The sequence below is a fragment of the Mesorhizobium sp. B2-8-9 genome (genome assembly GCF_006439475.1).
Taxonomy (GTDB): Bacteria; Pseudomonadota; Alphaproteobacteria; order Rhizobiales; family Rhizobiaceae; genus Mesorhizobium.
Genome location: NZ_VFTQ01000059.1, coordinates 1 through 11,666 on the forward strand (window position 1 = coordinate 1; position 11,666 = coordinate 11,666).

14 protein-coding genes are annotated in these 11,666 nt (G+C 64.2%); 4 read left to right on the forward strand and 10 right to left on the reverse strand.

Annotation, left to right across the window (positions count from 1 at the left end):
- A partial coding sequence (locus FJ423_RS33010) for a hypothetical protein (protein WP_210239592.1) occupies positions 1–266 on the reverse strand: 266 nt, incomplete at its 3' end.
- A gap of 271 nt (positions 267–537) precedes the next feature.
- Positions 538–1,026, reverse strand: a complete 489-nt coding sequence (locus tag FJ423_RS33015) for a DUF6428 family protein (protein ID WP_246680386.1) — start codon at positions 1,024–1,026, stop codon at positions 538–540.
- Between the two features lie 78 nt (positions 1,027–1,104).
- Here FJ423_RS33015 and FJ423_RS33020 point away from each other — a divergent pair, with 78 nt between their 5' ends.
- The 4 genes from FJ423_RS33020 to FJ423_RS33035 are packed head-to-tail and all read left to right on the forward strand — an operon-like array spanning position 1,105 to position 3,780.
- The gene (locus FJ423_RS33020) at positions 1,105–1,455 is read left to right on the forward strand and encodes a metalloregulator ArsR/SmtB family transcription factor (RefSeq protein ID WP_140847949.1); all 351 of its coding nucleotides are present in this window, start codon (positions 1,105–1,107) and stop codon (positions 1,453–1,455) included.
- A gap of 34 nt (positions 1,456–1,489) precedes the next feature.
- Positions 1,490–2,182, forward strand: a complete 693-nt coding sequence (locus tag FJ423_RS33025; RefSeq protein WP_140847952.1) for an MIP/aquaporin family protein — start codon at positions 1,490–1,492, stop codon at positions 2,180–2,182.
- Positions 2,179–2,592, forward strand: coding sequence for an arsenate reductase (glutaredoxin) (arsC, locus tag FJ423_RS33030; RefSeq protein WP_140847955.1), 414 nt, complete (start codon positions 2,179–2,181; stop codon positions 2,590–2,592). Before FJ423_RS33025 ends, arsC begins: the two co-directional genes overlap by 4 nt.
- A complete protein-coding gene (locus FJ423_RS33035; protein WP_140847957.1) occupies positions 2,593–3,780 on the forward strand; it encodes an MFS transporter in 1,188 nt (395 codons plus the stop codon).
- Between the two features lie 212 nt (positions 3,781–3,992).
- Here the strand turns inward: FJ423_RS33035 and FJ423_RS33040 are convergent, their stop codons facing one another.
- The 8 genes from FJ423_RS33040 to FJ423_RS33075 all read right to left on the reverse strand — a co-directional run bounded on the left by FJ423_RS33040 (position 3,993) and on the right by FJ423_RS33075 (position 11,426).
- On the reverse strand, positions 3,993–4,277 hold the full coding sequence (locus tag FJ423_RS33040; protein ID WP_040980340.1) for a hypothetical protein: 285 nt from the start codon (positions 4,275–4,277) through the stop codon (positions 3,993–3,995).
- A gap of 81 nt (positions 4,278–4,358) precedes the next feature.
- Positions 4,359–4,757 carry an MAPEG family protein gene (locus tag FJ423_RS33045; RefSeq protein WP_246680387.1) on the reverse strand — a complete coding sequence of 133 codons (399 nt, stop codon included), beginning with the start codon at positions 4,755–4,757 and terminating at the stop codon, positions 4,359–4,361.
- 74 nt (positions 4,758–4,831) lie between these two features.
- On the reverse strand, positions 4,832–5,317 hold the full coding sequence (locus FJ423_RS33050; RefSeq protein WP_140847962.1) for an SRPBCC family protein: 486 nt from the start codon (positions 5,315–5,317) through the stop codon (positions 4,832–4,834).
- Positions 5,314–5,631 carry a metalloregulator ArsR/SmtB family transcription factor gene (locus FJ423_RS33055; protein ID WP_181175242.1) on the reverse strand — a complete coding sequence of 106 codons (318 nt, stop codon included), beginning with the start codon at positions 5,629–5,631 and terminating at the stop codon, positions 5,314–5,316. The genes FJ423_RS33050 and FJ423_RS33055 overlap by 4 nt, the downstream gene beginning before the upstream one ends.
- A gap of 307 nt (positions 5,632–5,938) precedes the next feature.
- Positions 5,939–6,271, reverse strand: a complete 333-nt coding sequence (locus FJ423_RS33060) for a DUF2934 domain-containing protein (RefSeq protein ID WP_095770208.1) — start codon at positions 6,269–6,271, stop codon at positions 5,939–5,941.
- Positions 6,272–6,677: 406 nt separating this feature from the next.
- Entirely contained in the window at positions 6,678–7,787 is a 1,110-nt protein-coding gene (locus FJ423_RS33065; RefSeq protein WP_140847967.1) for a mandelate racemase/muconate lactonizing enzyme family protein, read from the reverse strand.
- Positions 7,788–7,840: 53 nt separating this feature from the next.
- Entirely contained in the window at positions 7,841–10,279 is a 2,439-nt protein-coding gene (locus tag FJ423_RS33070; RefSeq protein ID WP_140847970.1) for an FAD-dependent oxidoreductase, read from the reverse strand.
- Positions 10,280–10,427: 148 nt separating this feature from the next.
- Positions 10,428–11,426, reverse strand: a complete 999-nt coding sequence (locus FJ423_RS33075; protein WP_140847973.1) for a L,D-transpeptidase — start codon at positions 11,424–11,426, stop codon at positions 10,428–10,430.
- Positions 11,427–11,666: the final 240 nt, after the last annotated feature.

Below are 11,666 nucleotides of genomic sequence, written 5' to 3' on the forward strand. Positions count from 1 at the left end.
GTTAAGCCGAACGGGCAGCCGGTGATGATCGCGGTGGTCGGCAGCGTCGGGTTCACATTGGTGCCGCCGCGCAACATCGTCGAGCGTCCCCAAGCGATGATCGCAACCGCCAGTACTGCCAGCACTACGCCGAGCACGATGGTCAGCGGGCGGCCGCCGATCGCCAGCGGCCAGACATAGCGCAGCGCCAGCATCGCGATCAGCGCCACGAGAAAGAGCAGCGGCGGAAACACCACCACGCCCGGATTGTCCGCTTTGTCATCCATAGCCATCTTCATCGACCAGGCGCCATTGCCGCCACTATGCACGGACGCGCATCGTCCAGCAATTCGTGACTTGATCCTGCCTAGGCGATGTGCAGCCCGGCATATCGGGAACACAACCGTGGCGCGCGCGTTCACTATCGCCGATCGACAGGGATTGCGCGGATGAGCAAGACAGCCGTTTGGGTGGCGCTGATCGCCATCGTTCTCGTGGGCCTCTATTTGTTGCAGGCCAATGGCATGATCCGGTTCTGATCAGGGCGGCGCGTCACCATTAGCGGGCTCCACAGCAGCGACTCCCTCCGCACCCGCTCGCTGCCTTCTGTTCTTCCAGCCAGCGGTCGCGCGGCTTGCAGCTTGACGGCCGTGGCGACAGCTCGACCTCAACCGTCCCGCCAACAAGGCTCGGCTGGGCTGCCCGGTGCAGTTCGATGGGGCGCACGCCGTCGCTGACCTCGAAGGTCAGCTTCGCCGCCTGATCGAGAGCGACATGGTCCGAAACCTTGCGGATGATCGCGGCGAACTTGCCGGCTGGCATATGGACCGGTCCGCCTTGGTCCACGTCCCACAGCTGGACGAATATCTCCGACCATGATTCCGGATTCGCTTCGCAATCCAGCGCCGAGAACTGTCCCGCCTTCACCTCGGTGACGTGGTAGCCAGGCTTTACCGGCCGCCCGTCATAGCGGAACACCAGTGGCTTGTCCTTGTAATCGGCCAGCGCCGCCAGCAGATCGCCGATGGTCAGGTCGGAGGGGTCCATAGGAGCGATGTTTTTCCGATTGTCAGAAGAGAGCATGTCGGCTATTCCTCATTTCAATATTTCAAGGATTGTTGAAACGTGGATGAACGTCAAGCCCTGACCGCCTTTGGCGCGCTGTCGCAGGAAACACGGCTGCGCCTGCTGCGGCTGCTGGTCGTTGCCGGCCCGGAAGGCATTGCCGCCGGCTCGCTCGCCGAGCAGGTCGAGGTCTCGCCCTCCAATGTCAGCTTCCACCTCAAGGAACTCGAGCGCGCCGGTCTTGTGACCGCGCGGCGCGATGCCCGCTCGATCGTCTACAGCGCCGAGTTCGATGCGCTGTCCGGATTGATCCGCTTCCTGATGGAGGATTGCTGCTCGGGCCGGCCCGAAATCTGCGCGCCGGCGCTTGCGGCATCTTGCTGCCAGCCGGGCGAGGAGAGCCAGCAATGACCGTCACGCCCGCTACAAAACTCAAGGCTAGCTAATGAACACTTTCGATCTGCCGCGCCGGTTCGCGGCTGAAGCTTTGGGCACCGGTCTGCTGGTGGCGACCGTCGTCGGTTCCGGCATCATGGCCGAGACGCTGACGCATGACACCGCGCTGGCGCTGCTTGGCAACACGCTAGCAACCGGCGCCATGCTGGTGGTGTTGGTCACCGTGCTCGGGCCGATCTCCGGCGCGCATCTCAATCCGGCCGTTTCGCTGGTGTTTTGTCTCAACCGGTCGCTGCCTGCTCGCGATCTCCCTGCCTATCTGTTCGCGCAGGTCGTCGGTGGAATCGCCGGCACGATCGCCGCGCATCTCATGTTCGCCCTGCCGGCGCTGGAGGTCGCGACGAAACTGCGTGCCGGGCCGGCGCAATGGTTCTCGGAAGTGGTCGCGACATTCGGCCTTGTCGCCGTCATTCTCGCTGGCCTCCGCTTCGAGCGGCGGGCCGTGCCGTGGCTGGTCGGGCTCTATATCACAGCGGCCTATTGGTTCACGGCATCCACTTCCTTCGCCAATCCCGCCGTCGCCGTGGCGCGCTCCATCACCGACACTTTTTCCGGCATCAGGCCGCTCGATCTGCCGGGCTTCGTCGTCGCCGAATTGCTAGGCGCCCTGACCGCGCTCGCGTTGATGGGCTGGCTGCTGCGGCCCGCGGCCATTCCACAACCCTTGAAAGCAGAGCCATGACGGTCACGATCTATCACAACCCCGACTGCGGCACCTCCCGCAACACGCTCGCCATGATCCGCGCCAGCGGCGAAGACCCTGTCGTGATCGAATACCTCAAGACGCCGCCGGACCGCGAAAGGCTGCTCGAACTGATCGCCGCGATGGGGATTTCTGCGCGCGATTTGTTGCGGGAGAAGGGCACGCCTTACGCCGAACTCGGCCTCGCCGATCCGAAATGGAGCGACGATGAGCTGATCGATTTCATGCTCGCCCATCCGATCCTTATCAACCGGCCCATCGTCGAGACGCCGAAAGGGACAAAACTGTGCAGGCCGTCGGAAGCGGTGCTGCCGCTGCTCGACAATCCGGTGCGGGAGTTCGTCAAGGAGGATGGCGAGAAGGTCGCCTATCCGCCAGGGCAAGCCTGATTGGAAGCCACCGCGCCCATCGCACACAACCGCCGCGTCCTCGTTACGGCTCTTGGCATCACGCAGATTCTCGCCTGGGGATCATCCTACTACCTGCCCGCGGTGCTTGCCGCGCCGATTGCTAGAGATACCGGTTGGTCGTTCGCCTCGGTCGTTGCCGGGCTATCCTGCGGGCTCCTGCTTGCCGGGCTGGTGTCCCCCGTCACCGGGCGGCTGATCCAGCGCCACGGTGGGCGGCCGGTGCTTGCCGCCAGCTCGTTGCTGCTGGCTGCTGCGCATTTGCTGTTGGCGACGGCGACCGACTATCCTCTTTATCTGGCTGCATGGCTGCTCATGGGCTTGGGCATGTCGAGCGGCCTCTACGATGCCGGCTTCGCCACACTCGGCCGCCTCTATGGACAGAGCGCGCGCGGCGCCATCACCAACCTGACGCTTTTCGGCGGCTTTGCCAGCACCGTCTGCTGGCCGATCAGCGCCTTCCTTGTCGAGCATGGCGGCTGGCGCACCGCCTGCCTTGCCTATGCCGCGATCCATTTGGCAATCTGCTTGCCGCTCCATCTGTGGATAATACCGTCGCCTCCGGCCGCCGCGCCTGCGCCGGTCAAAGACAGGTCGAAAGAGGCATCGGCCACCGACAGAGCGCGGGCGCGCTTCATTCTGCTGGCCTCCATTCAGACCTTGGCCGCACTGGTCGCGTCCATGCTCTCCATGCATCTGCTGACGCTGCTGCAATTGCGCGGCGCGAGCCTGGCAGCCGCCGTCGGACTTGGCGCGCTGGTCGGCCCTTCACAAGTCGGCGCTAGAGTGGCGGAGCTGCTGATCGGCCGCAACCGGCACCATCCGATCTGGACGATGCTGACATCCGTGACGCTGCTTGCCGCCGGAATCTGGCTGCTCCTGACGAGCCAGACTTTCGTTGCTCTCGCCTTGATCCTTTATGGCGCGGGTAACGGCATCCATACGATCGCGCGCGGCGCGCTGCCGCTGGTGCTGTTCGACCCGCAGCAATATGCGGTGCTGATGGGCAAGCTCGCGACGCCCAGCCTCATCGTCCAGGCGGCGGCTCCGTCCGTTGGAGCGGTGCTTCTTGGCACGGGCGGCGCCAATCTTGTCCTGGCCACGCTGGCGCTCGCGGCAACGCTCAACGCGGGGCTGTGTATTTGCCTGCTTGCGAGCATGCGCCGCTGATCCTTGAAGCGGTTCATCGCCCCACGAAATCGCCGAGCTGTCCCGGGCTTTCTCGCCGCTCCAGAGGGAACCCGCCACACATTTTTGACGCGACGGCAATCCGCGTGACGCTCGTCGGGCGATAAACGAATACCGCGCCGCGCAAAAAACCCGACCCGGCAATTGCCGGGCCCAATTCTCTTGATTGATTCACAGTCGCGAAGCGTCCCTGTTCAGTCGCGATGCTCCGGCATCGCCTTGAGCTGATCCTTCGTCCAACTGGTGACTGCATGCACGTCGCCGTCCTCGTCGCGCATGAAATCGAGCTGGCTGGCTGTGACGGCCACCGGCTTGGCACCGATGCCGAGAAAGCCGCCGACATCGATGACGACTTGGCTGCCGTGCAGGTGGTCGACCGAGCCGATCTTCTCGTCATCCGGGCCGTAGATGGTGGCGCCTTCGAGGATGTCGGGCGTCAGCTCGGCGTTGGTCAGTCTTACGTGGCTGGTGTGGTCCATGGCGCATCTCCTGTGGTTGTACAGGGATGAACCTCTGATCGGGGCGAGGGTTCCGCCGACGGAGCGAAAAGCGAGCGCTGCTCAGCGAAGCGCTGCCCAGCCCGTCACGAGGACGAGGACAAGCGTGACCACCGCTCCGGAGACATAGAGGATCGTCCTGACGCTGCCGCCCTTGGCGGCATTTCCGCCGCGCAGGTAGATGATCATGTGGACGAAACGTAGCGCCAAGTGAACCCAGACGAGCACGGCGAGCGTCACCGGCTCGACGCCAACCATCATCGCCAGCAACACGGGCACGACGAAGGGCCCGAGCGCCTCGACCGAGTTCATGTGGACGCGATCGATCCGGTAAAGAGAGTTGTCGTCGTCCGCCGGGATCACCGGCCCTGAAAGCTTGCCTGCAAAACCCTTGGACGAGCCTGAGTAGATCGCCAGCGCGACCGACTGGAGGCAGAGCGCAAGCACGCCGAGGGTGCTCAACCAATAGGCTTCCATTGTTTCCAGTGCTCCTCCGATCGCCACCATGCCGGCCATGCCCCCAGGGGGTGCCGCTGTCAGGCCGCCCGGGAAAAGAGCGCCTGGAACCGCTGCAGGTAGAGCGGCCAGCCCTGATCGCCGTCGACTCCGCTGCGTACGCCTTCCCAGCCTTGGCCATGCCGTTCGATATGGCGGTGCTCGATTTCGACCCGGGTCCGGTTTTCCGCCTCGGCCGTGAAGCGGACCTCCCACTCGCTCGTCCTGGCGAGGTCGGTTTCGATCTGCCAACGCGGGCTGATATCCCAGCTCAGAAGCAGCCGGTCGGGCGGATCGTAGGCCAGCACGCGGGCGAAGCGGCACTCTGAGCCATCGACGCCGCGGTCGTAGACGTGGCCGCCGACGCGCGGCTCGAAGATCGTTTCCGCGATCGGCACGGCAAGCAGATTGTGCTCGCGCGGCTTGAAGCTGCCGAAATCCTCGGTGAACACTTTGAAGGCGCGCGCGATCGGCGCCTCGACGACGACGGAATGCCTTACGGGAGCAGGTGCCGGTTGCTTGATCATGTCTCGTCCTTTGTCGGTTGCTCGACGGCCAGCTTGTAGGCCGCAAGCGTCTTCACCCAGAACTGGTCGATCTCCGCGCGAAACGCCGCGAGCCCGTCCGGATCGATCCGGTAAATGCGCTCCTTGCCGGAGCGCGTATCAGCCACCAGCCCGGCATCCTTGAGCACCTTCAGATGCTGCGAGACGGCCGGCCGCGTCACGGGCAGCGCATTGGCGAGCCCGCTGACAGAACTGGGTCGGTCGACCAGCAGTTCGAAGATCGTGCGTCGCGTCTGATCGCCGAGCGCAGTCCAGTATTTCGCGTTAGTAGCCACTAACGCGAAATTAGGGCGAGATGATTGTGCTGTCAACCCAGGTGGAGAGTGCCACCTGTGGCCGGTCCGATTGGCTGGACAACAGCCTCTTGGGGCAAGATTTTCCGTTCATTTCCGTGAAATCAGCGCAACGCCGGGGATTGGTGGAGGCCGCCCCAACCTCGTCATTCTATGGCGGAGCAAGGAGCGAAGCGACGCGGCGCAGGCCATAGAAATGACGATCGCGATGGCGTTTCGGCCAATCTCCAACGCGTGCCACCTGTCAACGCAAACAGAGCCGACCGGTCAAAATCTCAATGCAGTGCCACTAATCGACACCGCGCTTGCGTGCTTGCAGATCGCGCGCCGCTTGCTCGATCGCAGCGCGGTCGTTGCCCAGCCTGTCGAGCAGCTCTTGTGCCTCGTCGCCCGAAATGCCGGTGCGCATGGCAAGCGCCTCCACCGTCAGCACATCCGCGCTGTCGATCTCGCGCGTTTCTGGCAGCGCATCGTCCGCCGTCATCGGCAGGGCGGCCTCGCGGTCGATCTCCAACTCCGCCTGATGCCAGTGCCGTTCGTGATTGCCCAGGATGCCGCCCTCGCGCTGAAAGATCTCATAGGCACGCTGCCTGATCTTCTCGGTCCGATCGTCGTCGTCCATCGCCGTTCCTCCTTGCGTGTCACAAGAACGCAGGACAGGGCGGAACGATCCGCGTCGTTCACGAAGTGATCGGGTGCTGTGCTGCCGGTCAACATGCCGGGCGTGGCGACAATCGCGCAGGTGGTTCCCCCACTCCGTCTCGGCGCTGCGCGCCGAGCCACCTCTCCCCCCTCCGGAGGGAGAGGAAACGCCAATCGCCGGAGGCGAGCAATGGCAATCGCCAAGTAGAGAGGAAATAGCAATGCCGAGGTCGCGACGTTGCCGGTCAGCATTTCCTCTCCCTCCGGAGGGGGGAGAGGTGGCTCGGCGAAGCCGAGACGGAGTGGGGGACGGCGCTGAAAATTATCGGCCACGTCCGCGGCCATTCCGATCCGAATAGTAAGCCTGGCTGCCCGCCGCTTGCCCCTTACGGCCCGTATATCGCCACCGCTTTGCCGAACATGCCAGGCTCCGGCTTTACGCCGAGCCCCGGCCGTTGCGGCACGGCGATGTGCCCTTGCTTGATGACGACCGGCTGCTTCTGGTCGAAATGGCCCTTGATGTATTCCTGGGCGATCCAGGCTCCTTCCATGCGGCGCGGCTCGACGGTGGCGGCCAGATGCACGCAGGCCGCCGCGATGATGTCGCCGCCCCAGGCGTCGTCGCAACTGTGCGGCAGCGAGCGGATGGCGCAGAGATCGCGCACGGTCGTCATCTTCGTCAGGCCACCCAGACGTGTCACCTTGAAGCCGAAGCCGTCGGCGATGCCCAGCGAGATGGCCCGCAGCACGGCGTTCTGATCCTCGGTGCTCTCGTCGAGATAGACCGGATGCGTCATGCGGCCTTTCAGCGTCGCGATCTCGTCCATCGTGTTGCAGGGCTGCTCGAAGACGAAGGGAATTTGCTGGCAGAGCCGGTCAAGATGGATCGCTGCGGCCACCGTCAGGCCCCGGTTGCCGTCGACCGCTAGCCGAGCCTTGTAACCGACCGCTTCCCAGACCTTGTGAACGACGGCGACGTCTTCCTCCAGGTTGCGGCCTCCGATCTTGACCTGCAGGCGCGGGTAACCGGCGCTCACCTTGCCGGCGGCGATCCTCGCCGTCTCGTCCGGGGCGCCGACGATCAGCGAATAATAGGCCGGCACGCGGTCGGTCAGCGCGCCGCCCAGCAGCGTCGAGACCGGCACGCCGAGTTTTTGGCCGAGCAGGTCGAGGAACGCCATGTCGAAGGCGGCCTTGGCGTAGCCGTGGCCGTTGAGCCGCTCGTCCATCTGCTTGGCCAGAAGCCGGATCGAGGCGATCTCCGAACCGATCAGCCCCGGCGCGATTTCGGCGATCGCCGCGCGGGCGCCCAGCGCATGATGCGGCTGGTAGACCGGGCCGATCGGGCAGGTCTCGCCCCAGCCGGCAAAACCGTCATCGGTAACGATCTCGACCAGCGTCGAATCCAGCGCCTCCACATCGGCGCTGGCCATCCGGTAGACGCCGCCTTTGACCGGCAATTGCGCCGAATAGACGTTGATCCGATCGATACGCATACGGCTTCCCTCCGAAGGACACGTCGGCAACGGGCCTTTGTAGGCCCCGCCTATTACATCCGCGCCCTGGCCGAGGTCGGATCGTAAGGCGAATCCGCGATCACCTCGGCGACCTTCCAGTCGCCCAGAATCGCGACGTCGAGCTTGGTGCCGGGTTTCGAAAACGGTTCAGGCAGCAGCGCCAGCGCCACGTCATGTCCGAGCGCGTAGCCGTAGCCGCCCGACGTGATGCGCCCAACCAGCGCGCCGTCGCTATAGAGCCCTTCATTGGCAAGCGTGCTGGCGCCGTCGGTCTCGATCCTGAGCGTCACGGATCGCCGCTGGTCGTTACGCTCCTTGTATTTTAGAACCGCGTCGCGCCCGACGAAGTCGCCCTTGTCGAGCCGGATGAAGCGCTCCAGCCCGCTCTCCAGCGCGTTGAGCTCCGGGTTCATGTCGCGATACATGGCGCGATAGGATTTCTCGAGCCTGAGCGACTCCAGCGCGTGCAGCCCGACCAGCCGCATGCCGTGCTTCTCGCCTTCCTTGAGGATCGCGTCGAGCAATCGCCGCTGGTAGGGCAGGGGGTGATAGAGTTCCCAACCGAGCTCGCCCTCATAGTTCACCCGCAGCAGCCGCACGTCGCTTGCCAAGGCTACGCTGCCGGTCTTGACGCCGAACCAGGGAAAACTTTCGTTGGAAAGGTCGATCTCCGTGAGGGGCTGCAGCACGGCCCGCGCGTTCGGCCCGACGACGGTAAAGCAGCCGCGGTCGTTGGTGACGTTCTTCAAGGATACGCTGCCGTCGGCGGGAAGCAGTCTTGAAAGGTCGTCGAAGTTCCAGCGTTCGGCACGCGGCGTCGAGATCAGGTAGAACAGGTCCTCGCCAAGCCGCGCCACCATATATTCCGCCTGCACGCCACCGCTGGTGGTGAGGTGATGCGCCAGCGTCACCTTGCCGACGGCCGGCAGGCGGTTGGCGATGATCCGGTCCAGCCAGGCGGCCGCGCTGGGACCTGACACCTCGAACTTGGTCATCGGCGTCATCTCGACCAGGCCGACGGCGTTGCGTACCGCCTGTACTTCCTCGCCGACGAGGTTTCCCTTGGGCGTCCAGCGCCAGCTATATTGGTCCTTGGCCTCGACGCCGTCGCGCGCGAACCAGTTGGGCATTTCCCAGCCATTGAGCACGCCCCAAACCGCTCCCAGTTCCGTCAGCCGGTCGTAGGAAGGTGCGGTCTTCTGCGGCCGAGCAGCGGGCATGTCCTGTCCCGGGTATTTCTGCTCGGCATGCGTGCCCCACGCCTCGCGCACCTTCTCGCGCGTCCATTCCTTGTTGGCGTAGTCGCCGAAGCGGCGCGGGTCGAGATCGGATGTATCGATACTGTTGCCGCCTTCGACGATCCGCTCCGACAAATAGTAGCCGATCGCTCCGCCCCACAGGATGCCGCCCGGCACGCCTTCGGCCAGCCAGACATTGGGCAGGCCCCAAGCCTGCCCCATCAAGGGCAGCTCGTCCGCCGTCATCTGGAACGGGCCACGCACATTGGCCTTGATGCCGACGCGCCCGAGCGCAGGCACCAGCTGCAGCGCCTGCTCCCAGTTCCACGACACCGCCTCGAAATCCTCTTCCAGCAGATCGGCGCCGAACCAGGACGGCACGCCATCCTCGGCGAAGAGTTTCAGGTGTTCGGTGCGCTCATAGGGACCGAACATCAGCCCGTCGCCTTCCTCGCGCAGATAGCCCTCGAAACCTTCGTCGCGCAGGATCGGCATTTCGGGGCGGCCCGCGCGCTTGCGCTCCACCACCTCCGGCACCGCTTCGGTGATCCAGTACTGGTGCAGGATGGGGATCGCCGGGATCTCCAAGCCAAGCAGCGCGCCGGTCTGGCGCGCGTAATTGCCGGTGGCGCAAATCACATGCTCGCAGGTGATGTCGCCCTTGTTGGTCTCGACCAGCCATTCGCCGGAAGCGGTCCGCTTGAAGCCAGTGACCTCGGTGTTGAGATAGACCTTGGCGCCGAGATCCCGCGCACCCTTGGCCATGGCATGCGTCACGTCGGCCGGCGCGATATGGCCGTCATCGGGATGGTAGAGCGCGCCGAGCATGTCCTTGTTGTCGAGTAGCGGCCAGAGCTTGCGCGCCTTGTCGGGGGTGAGCAATTGCGCCCGCATCCCCTGCACCTCGGCCACGCTCATATAGCTCTTGAATTCATCGAGTCGGTCTCTCGAATTGGCGATGCGCAGCTGTCCGCATTTGTGCCATCCGACCGGCTGCCCGGTCTCCGCTTCGAGACCCTCATAGATTTCGATCGTCTTGTTGATCATCCGCCCGACATTTATGTTGCGGGAATAGGACGGGATCAGCCCCGCCGCATGCCAGGTCGAGCCGGCGGTGAGCTGCGTGCGCTCGAGCAGCGCGACATCGGTCCAGCCGCGCTTGGCCAGGCCATAAAGAATACCCGCGCCGACGCATCCGCCGCCAACGATCACCACCCGCGCATGTGCTTGCATCGAACCACCAAATCCGGACCATTCTCCAAACCGCGCCGTCGAAGCTAACAGGCGAGGCAAGGCGGTGTAACGTTCTGAAAAACTGAGGATGACGATAAATTGGGCTTATGCAGCGATCCGCGCTTGGCGGATCGCGACCCGCCGGCTCTCACTGCACTTGCCCGTCCTGCGCCGTCTCGTCCTTGAAGTCGACTTTGGTGCCCGGCTTGACCATGGCGGCGAGGTCCTCGGCGTCCCAGTTGGTCAGCCGGATGCAGCCATGCGAGAAGGTGGTGCCGATCTTGCCCGGGTCAGGCGTGCCGTGGATGCCGTAGCTCTCGATGGAGAGATCGATCCATACCGATCCGACGGGATTGTTGGGCCCCTTGGCGATGGTGAAGGGCCGCTTGCTCTTGACGCCCTTGAAGGCGAATTTCGGATTGTAACGATAGGTCGGATTGTGCACCACGCGCTTGACCTCGGCCGTGCCGCTCGGCGCCGGCTTTTCCTCGCTGCCGATCGAGGCAGGATAGACCGCGAGCGCTTTGCCCGACGCATCGAGCGCGCGCACCTGGCGGGCACCCTTGTCGACCTCGACGCTTGCGACGGCCGCGGGAGGATCGCCACGGCCGACATCGGGCACCACCAACGTGGTGTCGGCCTTCCTGAAACCGGCTTTGGGATTGAGCAGCCTCAGCAACTGTTCGCTGACATGGAAGCGCTCCGCCAGTTTTTCCCGCGCATTGCGATAGCCGAGCCGCTTCAGACGCGCCATCCGCTCCATGCGGGCGGGGATGCGCCTGGTGAACGGCCCGCGCACATCCTTGGCCGTGACCTCGTAGTTTGTCAGCACCGGCCCGGCGAAAGTCGCCGCGAGCTTGTCCCAAGTCTCGCGGGTGAGCTTGCCGTCGGAGGGCAGTCCGTTGGCCGCCTGGAAGGCTGCGACGCCCTTGGAGAAATTGTCGGAAAGGCGGCCGTCGATCAGGCCGGGGGAGAAGCGGGCGCGATCGAGAAGGATCTGCGCTCTGAGCACCATCGGATCGACGCCCTTCGGCGCGCCCTCGCTGAATTGCGCCTGGTTGACAGCGGCGAGGTCGAGCTTGGCTGCCAGCGTCCCGCCGCACGCGAGCACCAGCGCCAATCCAGCGATAACAAGCAGCCTGATCATCGACGTCACTCCAGGATCGCGGCAAGAGCCTGTCTCTATGACGCGGCACGATCGATGTGGTTCCTGTCGCGAGGAGCCGCACGAAGATCATCACGAGTGTGCGCTTTCTCCCATATATGTTTGAATTTTAAGCTGGAAACCAGTTCCCATGAATGCAGAGAACTGGCATTATGGTCTCAGGGCCTGCGCATTTTCTTATTCCATGGCCCCTTGTCCTGGTAACCGGCGGCTCCCCAACAC